Source organism: Vitreimonas sp., assembly GCF_035627415.1.
Taxonomy (GTDB): domain Bacteria; phylum Pseudomonadota; class Alphaproteobacteria; order Caulobacterales; family Aquidulcibacteraceae; genus Vitreimonas.
In genome coordinates this window covers 132,863-149,070 of sequence record NZ_DASPLU010000024.1, presented here as the reverse complement: position 1 = coordinate 149,070, position 16,208 = coordinate 132,863, and the positions used below count along the sequence as shown (strand labels likewise).

Sequence of the window (16,208 nt, the reverse complement as noted above, 5' to 3'; positions counted from 1 at the left end):
ACGCTCCCCCTCCTCGACCGCCGGCATCACTTGCCGTCTGCCTCGCCTTCAGCCCCATCGCCGTTCTCGCCGCCAAGGGCCTCAAGCCGCTCGGCCGCCACCACGTGCTCGTCCTCGCCGACATTGATGAGGATGACGCCCTGCGTCGCACGTCCGGCGATACGGATCTGATCCACTCCGGTGCGGATGAGCTGGCCCTTGTCAGTGACCAGCAAGAGCTCCTCGTCGTCCTTCACCGGGAACGACGCGACGACGCTCGCGTCATCGGTGAGCCGATGCGCAATCAGGCCTTTGCCGCCGCGATTGGTGACGCGGTATTCGTAGGCCGAAGCGCGCTTGCCGAGGCCGTTCGAAGTGGCGGTCAAGATGAATTGTTCCTGCGTCTTCAGCCATGCCAGGCGCTCGAACGGCACGATCGCATCGCTCGATGCGCTCGGCGTTTCATCGTCGCCAGTTTCGACCTCGCCGCGGGCCTGAGAGTCCCATTTGAAGTAGGCGCCGACTTCTTCCGTTGTGACGTCGACGTGACGCAGCACGGCCATGCCGATCACGTGGTCGTTCTCGCGCAGGTCGACGCCCCGCACGCCCGTGGAGTCGCGTCCCTTGAACACGCGCACGTCTGTGGTGCGGAAACGCACGCACATGCCATTCGCGGTCGTCAGCAGCACGTCTTCGTCTTCCGTGCTGATCTGCACGCCGACAATGCCGTCGCCGTCGTCAAGCTTCATCGCGATCTTGCCGTTCCGGTTCACCTGCACGAAGTCGCTGAGCTTGTTCCGGCGGATATTGCCCGACTTCGTCGCGAACATCACGTCGAGCTTGTCCCAATCCCGCTCGTCCTCAGGCAAGGCCATCACGGACGTGATCGTCTCGCCCTGTCCAAGCGGAAGCAGGTTCACGAGCGCTCGGCCTTTGGTGCGCGGATCGCCCGCGGGAATGCGCCAAGCCTTCATCTTGTAGACCATGCCCGACGACGAGAAGAACAGGATCGGCGCGTGCGTGGAAGCCACGAACACGCGGGTGACGAAATCCTCCTCCTTCATCGCCATGCCGGCGCGGCCGCGGCCGCCCCGACGCTGCGTCCGATACGCGGCGAGCGGCGTGCGCTTCACATAGCCCCCGTGCGTGACGGTGATGACCATGTCCTCGCGCGGGATCAGCGCTTCGTCGTCGATGTCGCCTTCGGCTTCAGAGAACGCCGTACGGCGCGGCACACCGAATGCTTCTTTGACGCCGATCAGCTCGCCACGGATCATCGCCAAGATGCGCTCGCGCGAGCCAAGGATCGAAAGCAATTCCTTGATCTCTTCGGCGATCTCGTTCGCGGCTTTCGCGATGTCGTCACGGCCCAGGCCGGTCAGGCGCGAGAGCTGCAGCGCCAGGATCGCGCGCGCCTGCTCTTCCGATAGGCGGATCTTGTCGCCGTCAGCGACGATCGTACGCGGATCGGCAATCAACGCGATCAGCGGCATCATATCGCCCGCCGGCCAATCGCGCGCGACCAGCCGCTCGCGCGCCGTTGTCGGATCGGGGCTCTCACGGATCAATCGAATCACGTCGTCAATGTTGGCGACGGCAATCGCGAGACCGACCGTCTCGTGGCCGCGCTTGCGCGCCTTCGCCAGACGGAACTTCGTTCGGCGCGTGATCACCTGCTCACGGAAGCTGAGGAACGCGCTCAGCATCTGCCGCAGCCCCATCTGCTCGGGCTTGCCATTGTGCAGCGCCAGCATGTTGACGCCGAACGAGGTTTGCAGCTGCGAGTAGCGATAGAGCTGGTTCAGCACCACGTCCGGCACCGCATCACGCTTCAACTCGATGACGAGGCGAATGCCGAGCCGGTTCGACTCATCGCGAATTTCCGCGATGCCTTCGATGCGCTTTTCGCGCACTTGCTCGCCGATCCGATCGACCATCTCCGCCTTGTTCACCTGATACGGGATTTCGGTGAACACGAGCGCTTCCCGCCCGCGAATGGTTTCATTGTGATGCCTGGCGCGGATCGTTACCGAACCGCGTCCGGTCAGCAGGCCGGCGCGCGCGCCGCTGCGGCCGAGGATTTCACCGCCGGTCGGGAAGTCCGGTCCCGGCACGATGTCGAGAAGGTCGAGATCGGCGATCTCCGGATTGTCGATCATCGCCACCGCGGCGTCGACGACTTCGGAGAGATTGTGCGGCGGGATATTCGTCGCCATGCCCACAGCGATGCCGCCAGCGCCGTTCACGAGCAGGTTCGGATACTTCGCCGGCAGCGCCGCGGGTTCTTTGCGCGAGCCGTCATAGTTGTCGACGAAATCGACTGTGTCCTCATCGATGTCGTCCAGCAATGCGCGCGCGGATTTCGCCAAACGGCTCTCGGTGTACCGCATTGCCGCTGGCATATCGCCGTCGATGGAGCCGAAATTGCCCTGCCCGTCGATCAACGGCAGGCTCATCGCGAATTCCTGCGCCATGCGCACGAGCGAAAAGTAGATCGCCTGGTCGCCGTGCGGGTGATAACGGCCCATCACTTCGCCGACTGTGTTGGCGCTCTTGCGATAGCCTTTGTCGTGCGTGTTCCCGGCTTCGTCCATGCCGAACAGGATGCGCCGGTGCACCGGTTTCAGCCCGTCGCGCACGTCAGGCAACGCGCGCGAGACGATCACGCTCATCGCGTAATCGAGGTAGGACCGTTTCAGCTCATCTTCGATGGTGATGAGCGAGACGCCTTTGGGGAGGGTTGGCCCGCCGTTCTCGGCGGGATCGGACGTGTCTGACACGGGATCCGGTCTATTCTTCTAAGTGGTTGGAAAACGCTGTTCTCAGGCGTCGGAAAAGACGAGAAAACCCGTCCGCGATTCCGAGCTAAAGTAACATCGGGACGCCCCTGCCGCAAACCAAGGAGCCCCCCATGCGCCCCATCGCCGCCCTCCTTTTTGCAGCCCTGCTGACCGCCTGCGCCAGCGCCCCCGAAACGGCGCCATCGAGCCCGCTGGCCCAGCCGCGCACGGTCTGGATTGTCGGCGGCGAAGGCCGCGCGATCGGCCAGGCGCACTTCACGGCAGCGCCTCGCGGCACGCTGATCCGGCTCGAATTCCAACCCAACGCCCTGCCGCCGGGATGGCATGGGCTCCACATCCACACACGCGGCGATTGCAGCGATTTCGCCGCCGGCTTCCAAGCCTCCGGCGGCCATCTCGGCGCCGGCGAACGCGTCCGGCACGGCGTGCTCAATCCCGCCGGCCCCGAGGCCGGCGACCTGCCCAACCTCTTTGCGTCGCCCAATGCGCCGTTCGCGGCCGAATTCTTCTCGCCCTACACAGTGCTCGGCCCCGAACGCATCGCTGCGACGGCGCGCAATGTCGCCCGCGAAGCGCTGCTAGACGGGGACGGCGCGGCGCTGCTCATTCACGCATCGCCGGACGATCAGGTGTCGCAACCGATCGGCGGCGCCGGCGCCCGTATCGCTTGCGCGGCGCTCACGCCACTGCCTTGAAGCGGCGCTCCGCCAGCGCCACCAGCGCCACGCCGCCGATCGTCATCGCGGCGCCGAGTAGGATCTGCGGCGTGATGCGGCTGCCGAGGATCAGCACCGCGAGCGCAAACGAGAACACCGGCGTCATCAGCAGGAACGGCGTGGTGCGCGAAACCTCGTATTTCTGCACCAGCCTGAACATGAACGCATTGGCGACGATCGACGAAACGATCGCGCCAAAAGCGATGCACGCCCACGCGTACCAGGGCGCATTCACGGCCGCTTCGATCTGGCCGCTTTCGAACGCAAGCGACGCCAGGCTCATCGTCGGCGCGGTCGCCAACGCCAGCCACGCCTGCATCGCCCAGGGATCGACACCCCCGCCCATGCGGCGCACCAACACCGTGCCAAAGCCGTAGCAGAGCGGCGCGAGCGCGACGAGGAAAAGCGCCCACCCTTGCGCGAACACCGCCGGGTCGAAGTTCATCGACGCCGCGCCGAGAAAAGCAATCGCGACGCCGCCCCAACGCAGCGTCCCGACCCTCTCACCCAGCAGCAACGCCGCGAACACCACCGAAGCAGGCGCCCAAAGCTGCATCGCCACCACCATGGGCGTGATGTCGGTCGCGAGCTTCAGCCCGGCGTACTGAATGCCGAAGTGCAGCGGCCCGACGAACAGCAGCATCAGCCCGAACATCCGCCATGTCTGCCGCGGCGGCGGCCTGATCCACATGAACAGCGCCGCCAGCACGATGACGAAGCGCAACGCCACCGTCATCATCGGCGGGAACGCCTCCACGGCGATCTTTGCGAAAATGTTGTTCGCGCCCCAGATCAACGCGATCGAGATCAGCTGCAGCAAATCGAGGGGCGCGAAAGCGCGCGGCGGGGCGGTCACCGCCAAGCTCTAGCGGGATTCCCGCCTAGCGCCCGCCTTCGCGGCGCGCATCCCCTTAAATGCGACCGGCCGCCGGTAACGAGCGACGAACTGTAGCCAGAACTACACAGCACTCTGCTATCACTGCTAAACGCTGCCGTTCCATGAAGGCCTCCCTCTTGCGCCCTAACGTTCACGCCTCACCCTGGGTGAATTACGTTCGGGACCCGGCGTGGCTTCCGCACGCGTACGACTGGCGGTCGGACACGCTGGTGTTTGCTGAAGCCACACGTGAGACCCAGCGCGGCGCCGTTTTCCTGGATTCCCGCTTTCTGAAGACGCGCCTGTCGCCGCCAGCGCCGGTGCCGGAGCTGCCCCTCGAAGAGCTTCGGGCGGGCCCGGCGCATCTCATCCTCCACACCGCATTCTGCTGCTCGACGCTGCTGACTCGCGCACTCGACATTCCGGGCGTTTCCATGGGCCTGAAAGAGCCGGGGGTGCTCGCCTCGTTCGCCGATTACTGGTCCGGCAGCCGCCGGACCGCCGGCGCGTTCGCAGCCTTACGGGTGACACTGGATCTTTTGTCGCGCCCGCTTAGCCCCGGTGAGACGCAGATCATCAAGCCGAGCAACGTCGTCAACCACATGGTGCCGCAGATCCTGCATGCGCGGCCGGACGCGAAGGCGCTGATCCTCTATTCGAGCCTCGACACGTTCCTGCGCGCGATTGCCCGCCGCGGCCTCGAAGGACGCGCGTTCGCGCGCCAAGTTTACCAGCAGTTCGCACCGGTAATCCCGATCGACGACGGCTTCACCCAGGCCGACACCATGCTGCTGACGGACCTGCAGATCGCCGCACAAGCCTGGATGATGCAGGCGAGCTTTCTCGACTCACTCGCCAAACGCTTCGGCCGCAACTCCGTCCGCACGCTCAGCAGCGAGCGCTTCCTCGCCGACACCGCCGGCGCGCTCGCCGAAGTCGGCGCCTTCTTCGAGCTCGATCTCGACAAAGCGCGCGCCGCCGAGATCGCCAAAGGGCCGGTGTTCGGTGAACACGCCAAGGAATTCGGGCGCCCGTTCGACGCCGCGGCGTTCGAAGCGCAGCATAAGCAGGCCGGCGCGATGTACGCCGATGAGCTTGCCGCCGCCAAAAGCTGGGCGCGCAACCTGGCGATGAGCTACGACACGCCCATGACACTGGGCGAAACCCTGTTTCAATAAGCTAGATCGCCCGAACGCGCGGGCATGCCGTTTTCAAGCGCGAACGACGCGCGGAGGCGCTAGGCTCTGCGTATGACCATCACCCGCCGCACGTTCACCGCATCGAGTGTTGCTCTTCTGGCCGCTTGCCGGAACGGTGCGCAGGCGCCCTCAGCGCCAGCTTCAAACGCCTGGCGCAGGGCGCCTGCGATGCCATACGCGGTGCAAGAGATTTATCCGGCGCTGCACGACGGCGCGATCTGGATCGCCGGAGGCTTCTCGCCGCAAGCGCTCGGCGCAACCAAGCGCGTGATCGTATTCGACCTTGCCGCCAATGCGTGGCGCGAGGGCCCTGACTTGCCGGAGCCTTCGCACCACGTCCATCTCGCCTCGCTCGATGGCGCGCTCTACGCCATCGGCGGCTTTCGCGGCGGGCTCACGCGTATGCAATGGATTTGCGTCCCACGCGTGCTGCGGCTCGACCGCGAGCGCTGGGTCGAAGCTCCGGCGCTGCCCAAACCGATCGGCGAAGCGGTTCCGCTCGTCCACGAGGGCCGCATTCATCTGATCGGCGGCCGCTCGCCGGCGGGCGAAGCGAACAGCGACTGGAATCACCAAGCCGATGTCGCCGATCACTTCGTGCTCGCCGCCGGCGCCGGCGCGTGGGAGCGCGCAGCGCCGCTGCCGCTGGCGCGCAACTCCGCGGCCGGCGCCGTACTGAACGGGGCGCTGCACGTGATCTCCGGCCGCACCGTCGCAGGCGGCCAGACGCCTGCGCACGACATCTACGATCCGCAAACTGATACATGGCGCGACGGCGCGCCCTATCCCGAGCCGCGCGGCGGCTTAGCGGCCGCAACACTCGGCAACGCGATCATCGCCGGCGGCGGCGAAATCTTCGAACCGAGCTCCGTCGGCACAGCGCTTTATCGCTTCGATACGTCCGGCGACTGGCAGCGCTTCGAGACGCTGCCCACGCCGCGCCATGGCCACGGCTTCATGGCCGTGAACGACGCGCTCTACGCACTGGGCGGCGCGCAGCGCGTTGGCGGCAACGGGACCTTGGCGAGTGTGGATGTGCTGACGTCAGCGTGACGCAAGAAGGGCGCTTCTTGCGAAGCGCCCTTCTGTTCATCGGCCTTTGAGATCAATCAGAATGGAATCTCGTCGTCCAAATCCTGATTGAAGCTTTCGCGCGGGCCGTCGCTCACGCGCTTCTGGCCGCTGCTGCGGCTGAACGAGCCGCCGCCCTCGTCGTCATACGAGCGCGAGCCGCCCCCCTCGCCCTTGCCGCCCAGCATGGTCAGCTCGCCGCGATATTTCTGCAGCACGACTTCCGTCGTGTATTTCTCGACGCCGTTCTGTTCGTATTTGCGCGTCTGCAGCTGGCCCTCGATGTAAACCGTCGAGCCCTTCTTCAAATACTGCTCGGCCACCTTCGCGATGTTCTCGTTGAAGATCACGACGCGGTGCCACTCGGTCTTTTCCTTGCGCTCGCCGCTCTGCTTGTCGCGCCAGCTCTCGGATGTGGCGACGGAGAGATTCACCACCGGATCGCCGTTATTGAGCCGCCGCACTTCCGGGTCCTTGCCCAGATTGCCGACCAAAATCACTTTGTTGACGCTGCCAGCCATCGCCGACCTCCTGTTTCCTGCGCTTTCACTCGATGGTCGAGGCATCCGCCGGCTCGCCGGACAAATGTTCTCTCTATGTTCTATACGCCGACTCGCGCCATTGGTAAAGACGCATTAACGGATCGAACCGGTGGATTGATGCTCATGACGCCGAAACGATGCCGGCCGCGCGGGCTCACCCCGTAACTGCGCCGTGCAGCCGTTCCATCTTTGTTCTTGATGTGCCGGCGACTCTCGCTACTAAATATGGTGGTCCGCCGCCCTGTTTCCGGCGTTCCCAAGTTGACCTGAGATGAGCACCAGAGCGCCCGCCCTGTTCGTCGGCCATGGCTCGCCGATGAACGCGATCGAAGACACCCCTTCCGCCCGCGGCTGGGCCGAGATCGCGCGCGCGTTTCCTAATCCCAAGTCGATTGTCGTCGTCTCCGCGCATTGGGTCACGGACGGCGTGCGCGTCACCTCGAACGAGCGCCCGCCCACGATCCACGATTTCGGCCGCGGCTTTCCGCAGGCTCTGTTCGACGTGCAATACCCCGCGCCCGGCGATCCCACGCTGGCGCAGCGCATTGTCGGGCTGCTGACAGATTTCGACGCCCGACTCGATGATACCTGGGGGCTGGACCACGGCGCCTGGAGCGTTCTCGTGCACATGTATCCGCGCGCCGACATTCCGGTCGTGCAGGTCAGCCTCGATGCGCGGCGCGCGCCGGAAGAGCACATCGCCATCGGCCGCGCGCTCGCTCCGTTGCGCGACGAAGGCGTGCTGATCCTCGCCGCCGGCAACATCGTCCACAACCTGCCCGCGTTCTTTGGCGCCAAGCAGCTCGAGCCGTGGGTCGAGCGCTTCGACGGTTTCGTGACGGACGCCGCCGGCGATGGCGACGATGCTGCTGTGATCCGCTACACAGCGCATTCCGACGCGCGCGAAGCGGCGCCCGATTGGGAACACTTCTTCCCGATCTTCTACGCGCTGGGCGCCCGGCGCGACGGCGAGACCGCGCACATCTTCAATCAGCACTACGAGCCCGGAATCTCGATGACCGCTTTCGCCTACGGCCTGCCGCAATGAAGGACGGCCTCACCCATATCCGCATCCGCGGCGCCCGCGAGCACAACTTGAAGGGCGTGAACGTCGACATCCCCCGCAATGAGCTGGTGGTCATCACCGGCCTCAGCGGCAGCGGCAAGTCTTCGCTCGCGTTCGACACGATCTACGCCGAAGGCCAGCGCCGCTACGTGGAATCGCTCTCCGCTTACGCGCGCCAGTTCCTCGAGCTGATGCAGAAGCCGGACGTCGATTCCATCGAGGGCCTGTCGCCGGCGATCTCGATCGAGCAGAAAACTACCTCGCGCAACCCGCGCTCGACCGTGGGCACGGTCACCGAAATCTACGACTACATGCGCCTCCTCTGGGCGCGCGTCGGCGTTCCGTATTCGCCCGCCACCGGCCAGCCGATCGCGGCGATGCAAGTCAGCGAAATGGTCGACCGGATCATGGCGCTGCCCGAAGGCACGCGCCTCTACTTGCTCGCGCCGGTCGTGCGCGACCGCAAGGGCGAATACAAAAAGGAAATGGCTGAGTACCTGAAGAAGGGCTACCAGCGCGCCAAGATCGACGGCGAATTCTACGAACTCAGCGAACCGCCGACGCTCGACAAAAAATTCAAGCACGACATCGACATCGTCGTCGACCGCATCGCCGTCAAAGCCGGCATCGAGACTCGGCTGGCGGATTCGCTCGAACAAGCGCTGAAGCTGGCCGATGGCATCGCCTTCGCGGAAATCGCCGGTAAGACCGAGGAAGCCTCTGGCAAAGCGACGCTGAAGAACAAGGGGGCGCAAGCCGAGCGGCTCATCTTCAGCCAAAAATTTGCCTGTCCCGTCTCCGGCTTCACCATCCCTGAAATCGAGCCGCGGCTCTTCTCGTTCAACAATCCCGCCGGCGCTTGCCCGACGTGTGATGGCCTTGGCGTGCAGTTGAAGTTCGATCCCGAGCTGGTCGTGCCCGAGCAGGACAAGTCGCTGAAGGAGGGCGCTGTAGCGCCCTGGGCGAAAGGCCCATCCCCCCTCTATGCGCAAACGCTCGAAGCGCTGGCCAAACACTTCAAGTGCAAGATGACGACGCCGTGGCGCGAGCTTTCGAAGCCGCTGCGCGATGCGGTGATGTTCGGCACGAAGGACCCGATCAAGTTCGTCTATGACGACGGCGTCCGCCGCTACGAGACAACCAAGAATTTCGAAGGCGTGCTGCCGAACCTCGAACGCCGCTGGAAGGAAACCGACAGCGCCTGGGTGCGTGAGGACCTCGAGCGCTACCAGAGCGAAGCGCCGTGCCCAACCTGCGCCGGCAAGCGGCTCAAGCCCGAAGCGCTGGCGGTCAAAGTCGGCATGCTCGACATCGCCGAAGCCTCGAATTTCTCGATCCGCAAGGCGCGCGATTGGTTCGGCGCGCTGAACGATCAATTCACGCCGAAGCAGCAGGAAATCGCCGTCCGCATCCTCAAAGAGATCAACGACCGGCTCCGTTTCCTCGTCGATGTCGGGCTCGACTATCTCTCGCTCGGCCGCGGTTCGGGAACGCTCTCCGGCGGCGAAAGCCAGCGCATCCGCCTCGCCAGCCAGATCGGCTCGGGCCTCACCGGCGTGCTCTACGTGCTCGACGAGCCGAGCATCGGCCTCCACCAACGCGACAACACACGGCTCCTCGATACGCTGAAGCGCCTGCGCGATCTCGGCAATTCCGTGCTCGTCGTCGAGCACGACGAAGAAGCCATCCTCACCGCCGACCACGTCATCGACATGGGCCCCGCCGCCGGCGTGCATGGCGGGCGCATCATCGCCGAAGGCACGCCCGCCGAGATCGAAGCCAACGCCGAAAGCATCACCGGCGCCTATCTCACTGGCCGCCGGGAAATCTCCATCCCAGAGAAGCGTCGCTGGGTGAACAAGAAGCGCACCATCACAGTCAAAGGCGCGCGCGGCAACAACCTGAAGGACGTCGACGCGGAGATCCCGCTCGGCACGTTCACCTGCGTCACCGGCGTCAGCGGCGGCGGCAAGTCGACACTTGTGGTTGAGACGCTGTTCAAGTCCGTGTCGCGCCAATGGCACGGCTCGGGAGATGTGCCGGCCGAGCATGACCGCATCGACGGTCTCGAACACATCGACAAGATCATCGACATCGACCAATCGCCGATCGGCCGCACGCCGCGCTCGAACCCGGCGACCTACACCGGCGCGTTCACGCCGATCCGCGACTGGTTCGCCGGCCTGCCGGAAGCCAAGGCGCGCGGGTACGGCCCGGGCCGCTTCTCCTTCAACGTCAAAGGCGGCCGCTGCGAAGCCTGCCAGGGCGACGGCGTCATCAAGATCGAGATGCACTTCCTGCCGGATGTCTACGTCACCTGCGACACCTGCAAAGGCAAACGCTACAATCGCGAGACGCTCGAAATTCTCTACAAGGGCAAGTCGATTTCCGACGTGCTCGACATGACAGTCGAAGAAGGCGCCAACCTCTTCGCCGCCGTGCCGAGCATTCGCGACAAGCTCGAAACACTGAAACGCGTCGGCCTCGGCTACGTGCACATCGGCCAGCAGGCGACGACACTCTCCGGCGGCGAAGCCCAGCGTGTGAAGCTCTCCAAGGAGCTCTCCAAGCGCGCCACCGGCCGCACGCTCTACATCCTCGACGAACCGACCACCGGGCTTCACTTCGAGGACACGAAAAAGCTGCTCGAAGTGCTGCACGAGCTGGTCGACAACGGCAACAGCGTCCTCGTCATCGAGCACAATCTCGATGTCATTAAAACCGCCGACTGGATCTTGGATCTCGGTCCCGAAGGCGGCGACGGCGGCGGCCGCGTTGTCGCGGTCGGCACGCCGGAAGAAGTCGCGCAAGTCAAGGAAAGCTGGACCGGCCGCTACCTCGCCGAAGCGCTCGCGCGCCACCACGAACGCCGCGCGCCGAAGAAGCTCAAAGCCGCGGCGGCGGAAGCGCCCGCACCGAAGGTGCGCCGCAACGGCAAGAAGCAGGCGTCAGGTTAGCACTATCTTGGCGGCTCGTTGGTCCAATCCTGGAGATCCCCGGCATCTATCGCAGCGCGCGCGACACTTGCGTTCACGCCGATCAGAAGAACGAAACACGTGAGCGACACGGCGATGCTTGCTGTTTGATAGATCCAAAATCCGATCCGTGATGAAGGTTCACTCAGCATGTCCACCCACGTGCGGGGGATGTGTGTCGGCACGAGGGTCACGCGCTCGAAAGAGATCACTTCGGCCAGAGGAACATTGAAGAGCCAAACCAACGCGCCGACTGCCAAGCCTCCAGCAATCAAGACGTAGATTCCCCACACGACGGCATATGCGACTAGCAAATGCCAAAATCGGCCACGACTGACGATCCATGCGCTGAAGAAGGAGGAAGAGCGTTTAGCCATCGACGTGGCATTTGCAGGAGCAAAACTCACGCATGCGTAAGTGATCACAACCGACAGCAGCGCCAGCGGCCCCCAGCGCGCTGCCGGCGCGCTCGGTCCTAGTCTCTCAATCGCAAAGGAATACACGAAGGGGAACGCGACGATCACGGCTACACTGAGAATGCCTGAGAAGATCGCCCAAGCCCAATAGCCGCCGTAAACCCGCCAGGTATCCGCGCCGAGAGTCAGACCAAACAGTCCCTTGACTTCGCCGTGGATCATCCATCGTAGGCAGGCCGCCTCGTACGCCGCAACGAGTATGAAGACTGCAGCAATGAACCCCAAATTGTAGAAGAGAGATCGCCCGATGCGTTCAAGGCTGAGCTGCGCTGGCGCGATCTGGCCCGTTTCAAGACCCGGCAATACCGCTTGTTCCAGGTGAATAGCGGCCCTCAATATCGGATCGAGCAACACCAGCGCCGTTACGAGAACCAGAAACGAGATCGAGGCCATGAGCAGAACGCCTCGGCGGTCGCGTCTGGCCCATGCATAAAATGCAGATCCTATCGGCTTCACTTTCACGCCCCCACGCAATCTCGTGTCAATCCACGCGCTGGATCTTGCCTTCCTCAAGCGCCACCAGCGCCGCGCGCGCATTGATGCCGAAAAAGGCGATGTAGAACACGCAGGCCAGGATCTGCGTCGCCAGCAGGTACACGACGCCAAGCGCGATGAAGCCTGGCGTGGCGAACGTCTCGAATGCGCGGCGCATGACCTCTTCGCTCGTTGCGCCCGCCATCATGTCGGCCATTAGCGCATGCGCGGGACCGTTAAACGGCAACGACAGCACTTGCTGCACGATAAAGGCGATGACGAAATAACCGATCGTGACGATGACAAATGCGCCGAGCAACGGCCAGAACAGCCGCCGCGTCTCACCCCACGCTTTGAAGAAGGCGAACTTGCCTTCACGCACCGTCACAGCCGCACCCGGCGCCAAGCGCACGCTGCCCCAAATCGCGAGCGCGAAGAAGCCGAGCGGCGCCAGCGCCGCCACCAGCAGCATAATCCATTGCATCGCCGGATGAGCGCCCGCGAGCGCCCGCACCAGCAGATAGAACAGCGCGATCGCCACCATCGCGCCGATCCACAACGCCAGCCAAATCCAATAGATCGCGAACACGCGCCAGGTGTCGGCGCCGAAACGAAGCCCCAGCAGGCCGCCCCCGCTTTCGCCGCGCACCAGCCAGCGCAAGCACGCCGCTTCGAACGAAGCGAACAGGACGAGACTGACGATGACGCTCACCGCCCACCATGGCGCTAACGCAGCCATGGCCTCCAAGGGCGGCGCTGCGGGATCGGCGCCGGAAGACATGTCGGCCAGCACGCCAAGGTACCAATCGATCATGCCGGTCCAGACCGACCAAGTCGCGGCCACATAAGCGGCCGTGAACAGCGTCAGCAGGATGAGATAGCCCGCCGCCGCGCGCGCCAGCACGAAGCGACGCTCGCGCTTTTGGAAGGCGAAGAACGTCGCGTTCAGCCGGGGCGCTTGCTCAGCCATCTCACGCCTCCGCCGTGATCTTGCCTTCCTCCAGCGCCAGCGCCGCCGCCCGCGCGTTGACGCCGAACATCGCGATCAGCCACACGAAGTAGCCGACGAGACCGGCGATGCAGACGACCGCCAGCGGGATCAACACTTGCGGCTGCATGAAGAGCGTCATCATCTCGTCGGGCGTCGGCTCGGAGCCGAGGGCGCCGGCTTGCCCCACAACGCCCATCACGAACGCCGCCGCGCCGACTCCGTAAAGGATCATCGTGGCGACGAAATACATCAGGAACAGCAGCACGAACGAGCCAAGCAGCGCCCAGAAGCGACCCTTGGTGACCTTCCACGCATCAAAGAATGCGAACCGGTTACGCGCGACGGACGTCGCCGCCGCCGGCGCAAGCCGCACCGAGAAGTATGCCATCACCAGAAGCAGCGCGAGCACGATCAGCGGCGCGAATAGACCAAGCGCGCCCATGGAGCTGGCATCGCCGCCGGAGGCGCCCACGGCCGCGATGGACCCGATCATGCCGCCGAAAACGATCAAGAACGCGATGAAAACTGCGACGCCGAGGAAGAACCATATCCAATACGTGAAATAAACGCGCCACGTGTCGGCGCCGAACGAGAAGCCGAACAGCCCCTTCGACTCCCCGCGCACCAGCCAGCGCAGACACGCCGCTTCATAGGCGGCCGCCAGCACGTAGTAGAGAATCTGAAACAGGAACATAATCGGCCCAAGCGCCATCACGCTCGCGGGCGGAGTCATCATCGCCGGATCGGGTTGGCCGCCGCCCTCGGCGGCGCGCGCAACCAAATCTCCGTACCAAGCGATGTAGTCCGTCACGGCGGCCCAGTTCAGCGCGACGAACAAGCCGAACGACACCACGGTCAGCACCAGGTAGGCGATCGTCGTCATCGTCAGCACGCCGCCCTTTTCACGCTTACGAAAAGCGTAGAACGTCGCATTCAAAGCTTGCTTGTCGGCCATGACATCCCCCTCGAGGGCCGAAGCATGCCTCCAAGGCGCAGACGGATCAATCTCGCTTTGACGACAGCTCGCGCAGCGGCGCCAGCAACTCGGGCGCTGCCGCGAGCCGGGCCAGCGCCGCGTCGAGCTTCTTCACCAGGTGCGGCTTCAGGCGCTGGCGCGCCAGTTCCGGCCGCTCCTCGCGCAGCACTAGGAAGACGGCGAGGGCGAAACACCAGCCGTCTTCGCTAAAATAATCCCAGGAGCCGCCGCGCCAGCCCATGCGTCCGGCGTCCTGATATTGCTCGAACTCGAACGCGCCGTTCGCGGCCATCAGGCCGAAGCCGAAGTAGGCGACCGCCAACTCCGTCGCCAACTCCTCGGCCATCGGCTCGACGTCCGCCGCAGGCGGCAGTTCTGGAATGGTGTGCAGCACGTAGTGCGCGAGTTCGTGCGCGAACGTGCCGATGAGATTGTAGGGCCTGTTCACCAGATCCGGCGCGTAGGTGATGACGACGCTTTGACCGTCGCTCTCGAAGGTGCCGGCGATGGGCTTGCCTTCCGGCTGCAAGCGGAGGAATTCGCCGACTTCCGCGTTCGTGTCATGGCGCTCGACCAGCTCGCACGCCCATTGCTCGAGCCCCATCAGCTCACGCACGCGGCTGAAGATCGCCTCGGCGACCGCGCGGCCTTCGCCTTCCGGCCGTGGGAAGAATTCCGCCGTGGGCAGCACCAGCGCGGTCTCGCGCAACGCATCGACGCCGCCGAGATGGCGCATCAGCCAGCCCCAGCAGGCGATGTGCCACTCTTCCAGATCCGGATCGAGAAAGCGCCTCTTCCTGCCCCACATCAGCGGATTAGCTGCGCGGCAGGCGCGGCGCCTCCGGCGCTGTGGCGGTCACGCGGGTGACGATCCGCCCGCGCGTCACGATCGGCTCCTCGGACGCGGCGAACCGCGCGGACAGCGTGAAGTCGGTGGTCGTCTCACGCGCCATGCCGGTGGTGAGATCGATCACGCCGCGCGTGGTTTCCTCGTAACCAAAATCGGCCAGCATCGTGTTGATCAGCTGGGCGATCCCGGTCGCGTCCGGCGGCTGCTGTCCTTCGGGGAAATACGGCGCCAGCGGTTCGATCAACGCGGCCGATACGAATTCCGTCATCCCGTTGATGGCAGCGCGGGCGCTTTCCTGGTCGAGCTGTGAGCGCCGCGTCACGATCGCGGCATTGTTGCGCTGGTCGATGCGGTCAAGACGCAGAGTGCCGGTGTAGCGCAGCGGCGGCGCGCCGAACGGCATGTCGTACTCGTCGACGACATCGACGGTCTGCCGCCGCGTCAGTGTCCTGCCTTGCACGAAAGCCGGCAGATACATTCCCGCCATCGAGGAGGCGGCGTCGCGCGAATCGAAGCCGTCGATGAGACGCGCCACGCCCCGCATCACCGGCCCGCGCAACGTCTCCCAGTTCGGGGTGGCGGCGGTTGAAGCTGGCAGCGTCGTTGGCGCGGCGGCTTCATCGCTCTTGCCTGGCCGCTCCTCCACGGCAGCCGGAGGCGCGAGCTCGACATCAGCGGCGCCGGCGCCGGGTTGGTTCGGAAACATCCGCGCCGCGGCGTCGAAGGCGATCGCCAGGTTCTCGACCCGCGCGCTCCAGAACGGCCAGTTCGTCATCTCGGTGCAGCGGCCGTACTCGTCGACGCGGCATTCGAAACCCACGTCGGTGGTGATCCGCATCATCGCCGACATCATGTCGCTCATCGCCGGCCAGTTGACGCTCGCCATCTGGGCTTCGAGCCCCGGCGTCTCCGGCAACTGATACGACATGCTGACGGGCATGAACCGCCACAAGCGCTGCTCGGCGTCGAGCACATGAATGGAATAGACGTACGACATGGTCGCGTCGAATTGCTGCTCGCCCAATTCAGCCGATTGCGTGTAGTCGACATTGACCGTGAACACGTCGCCGGTGCGGACTTGCAGAGGCGTGCTGATGGTCTGCGCAGCCGCAAGCGGCGCCAACAACACCGCGCCCGCGAACGCCATCGCTCTCAGGAAAATCGCAGCCATTTCTCACCCCCGTTCGACCTCTGTGTTTCCACAACTCGAGTGGA

General features: G+C 64.6%; 13 protein-coding genes. 5 read left to right on the top strand and 8 right to left on the bottom strand.

What is annotated here, in order from left to right:
- Positions 1-26: 26 nt before the first annotated feature.
- Positions 27-2,759, bottom strand: coding sequence for a DNA gyrase subunit A (gyrA, locus tag VEA80_RS13520; RefSeq protein ID WP_325061281.1), 2,733 nt, complete (start codon positions 2,757-2,759; stop codon positions 27-29).
- 131 nt (positions 2,760-2,890) lie between these two features.
- Between gyrA and VEA80_RS13515 the strand changes: the two genes are divergently transcribed.
- Complete coding sequence (locus VEA80_RS13515) at positions 2,891-3,475, top strand: superoxide dismutase family protein (protein WP_325061280.1); 585 nt, start codon at positions 2,891-2,893, stop codon at positions 3,473-3,475.
- Here the strand turns inward: VEA80_RS13515 and VEA80_RS13510 are convergent.
- Positions 3,459-4,352: a DMT family transporter gene (locus VEA80_RS13510; protein WP_325061279.1), complete on the bottom strand. Its 894-nt coding sequence runs from the start codon at positions 4,350-4,352 to the stop codon at positions 3,459-3,461. The two genes, VEA80_RS13515 and VEA80_RS13510, sit on opposite strands and share 17 nt — an antisense overlap.
- 143 nt (positions 4,353-4,495) lie before the next feature.
- Between VEA80_RS13510 and VEA80_RS13505 the strand changes: the two genes are divergently transcribed.
- On the top strand, positions 4,496-5,551 hold the full coding sequence (locus tag VEA80_RS13505; protein WP_325061278.1) for a hypothetical protein: 1,056 nt from the start codon (positions 4,496-4,498) through the stop codon (positions 5,549-5,551).
- Between the two features lie 189 nt (positions 5,552-5,740).
- Complete coding sequence (locus VEA80_RS13500) at positions 5,741-6,625, top strand: galactose oxidase (RefSeq protein ID WP_325061277.1); 885 nt, start codon at positions 5,741-5,743, stop codon at positions 6,623-6,625.
- Positions 6,626-6,681: 56 nt separating this feature from the next.
- Here the strand turns inward: VEA80_RS13500 and ssb are convergent, their stop codons facing one another.
- Positions 6,682-7,164 carry a single-stranded DNA-binding protein gene (gene ssb, locus VEA80_RS13495; RefSeq protein ID WP_325061276.1) on the bottom strand — a complete coding sequence of 161 codons (483 nt, stop codon included), beginning with the start codon at positions 7,162-7,164 and terminating at the stop codon, positions 6,682-6,684.
- A 292-nt stretch (positions 7,165-7,456) separates the two neighbouring features.
- Between ssb and ygiD the strand changes: the two genes are divergently transcribed.
- On the top strand, positions 7,457-8,233 hold the full coding sequence (gene ygiD / locus VEA80_RS13490; protein ID WP_325061275.1) for a 4,5-DOPA dioxygenase extradiol: 777 nt from the start codon (positions 7,457-7,459) through the stop codon (positions 8,231-8,233).
- Positions 8,230-11,208, top strand: a complete 2,979-nt coding sequence (gene uvrA / locus VEA80_RS13485) for an excinuclease ABC subunit UvrA (protein ID WP_325061274.1) — start codon at positions 8,230-8,232, stop codon at positions 11,206-11,208. The genes ygiD and uvrA overlap by 4 nt, the downstream gene beginning before the upstream one ends.
- Positions 11,209-11,210: 2 nt before the next feature.
- Here uvrA and VEA80_RS13480 read toward each other — a convergent pair whose 3' ends face one another.
- The 5 genes from VEA80_RS13480 to VEA80_RS13460 form a co-directional block, all read right to left on the bottom strand.
- Entirely contained in the window at positions 11,211-12,095 is an 885-nt protein-coding gene (locus VEA80_RS13480) for a hypothetical protein (RefSeq protein ID WP_325061273.1), read from the bottom strand.
- An 88-nt stretch (positions 12,096-12,183) separates the two neighbouring features.
- Positions 12,184-13,146, bottom strand: a complete 963-nt coding sequence (locus VEA80_RS13475; protein ID WP_325061272.1) for a hypothetical protein — start codon at positions 13,144-13,146, stop codon at positions 12,184-12,186.
- A gap of 1 nt (position 13,147) precedes the next feature.
- On the bottom strand, positions 13,148-14,122 hold the full coding sequence (locus VEA80_RS13470; protein WP_325061271.1) for a hypothetical protein: 975 nt from the start codon (positions 14,120-14,122) through the stop codon (positions 13,148-13,150).
- A 46-nt stretch (positions 14,123-14,168) separates the two neighbouring features.
- Positions 14,169-14,951: a hypothetical protein gene (locus VEA80_RS13465; protein WP_325061270.1), complete on the bottom strand. Its 783-nt coding sequence runs from the start codon at positions 14,949-14,951 to the stop codon at positions 14,169-14,171.
- A gap of 7 nt (positions 14,952-14,958) precedes the next feature.
- On the bottom strand, positions 14,959-16,164 hold the full coding sequence (locus VEA80_RS13460) for a hypothetical protein (protein ID WP_325061269.1): 1,206 nt from the start codon (positions 16,162-16,164) through the stop codon (positions 14,959-14,961).
- Positions 16,165-16,208: the final 44 nt, after the last annotated feature.

Excerpts from the sequence above, each read along its gene's own strand:
- VEA80_RS13515 (WP_325061280.1), top strand. The coding sequence starts at position 2,891 with ATGCGCCCCATCGCCGCCCTCCTTTTTGCAGCCCTGCTGACCGCCTGC.
- VEA80_RS13505 (WP_325061278.1), top strand. The coding sequence starts at position 4,496 with ATGAAGGCCTCCCTCTTGCGCCCTAACGTTCACGCCTCACCCTGGGTG.
- VEA80_RS13500 (WP_325061277.1), top strand. The coding sequence starts at position 5,741 with ATGCCATACGCGGTGCAAGAGATTTATCCGGCGCTGCACGACGGCGCG.
- ssb (WP_325061276.1), bottom strand. The coding sequence starts at position 7,164 with ATGGCTGGCAGCGTCAACAAAGTGATTTTGGTCGGCAATCTGGGCAAG.
- ygiD (WP_325061275.1), top strand. The coding sequence starts at position 7,457 with ATGAGCACCAGAGCGCCCGCCCTGTTCGTCGGCCATGGCTCGCCGATG.
- uvrA (WP_325061274.1), top strand. The coding sequence starts at position 8,230 with ATGAAGGACGGCCTCACCCATATCCGCATCCGCGGCGCCCGCGAGCAC.
- VEA80_RS13480 (WP_325061273.1), bottom strand. The coding sequence starts at position 12,095 with ATGGCCTCGATCTCGTTTCTGGTTCTCGTAACGGCGCTGGTGTTGCTC.
- VEA80_RS13475 (WP_325061272.1), bottom strand. The coding sequence starts at position 13,146 with ATGGCTGAGCAAGCGCCCCGGCTGAACGCGACGTTCTTCGCCTTCCAA.
- VEA80_RS13470 (WP_325061271.1), bottom strand. The coding sequence starts at position 14,122 with ATGGCCGACAAGCAAGCTTTGAATGCGACGTTCTACGCTTTTCGTAAG.
- VEA80_RS13465 (WP_325061270.1), bottom strand. The coding sequence starts at position 14,951 with ATGTGGGGCAGGAAGAGGCGCTTTCTCGATCCGGATCTGGAAGAGTGG.
- VEA80_RS13460 (WP_325061269.1), bottom strand. The coding sequence starts at position 16,164 with ATGGCTGCGATTTTCCTGAGAGCGATGGCGTTCGCGGGCGCGGTGTTG.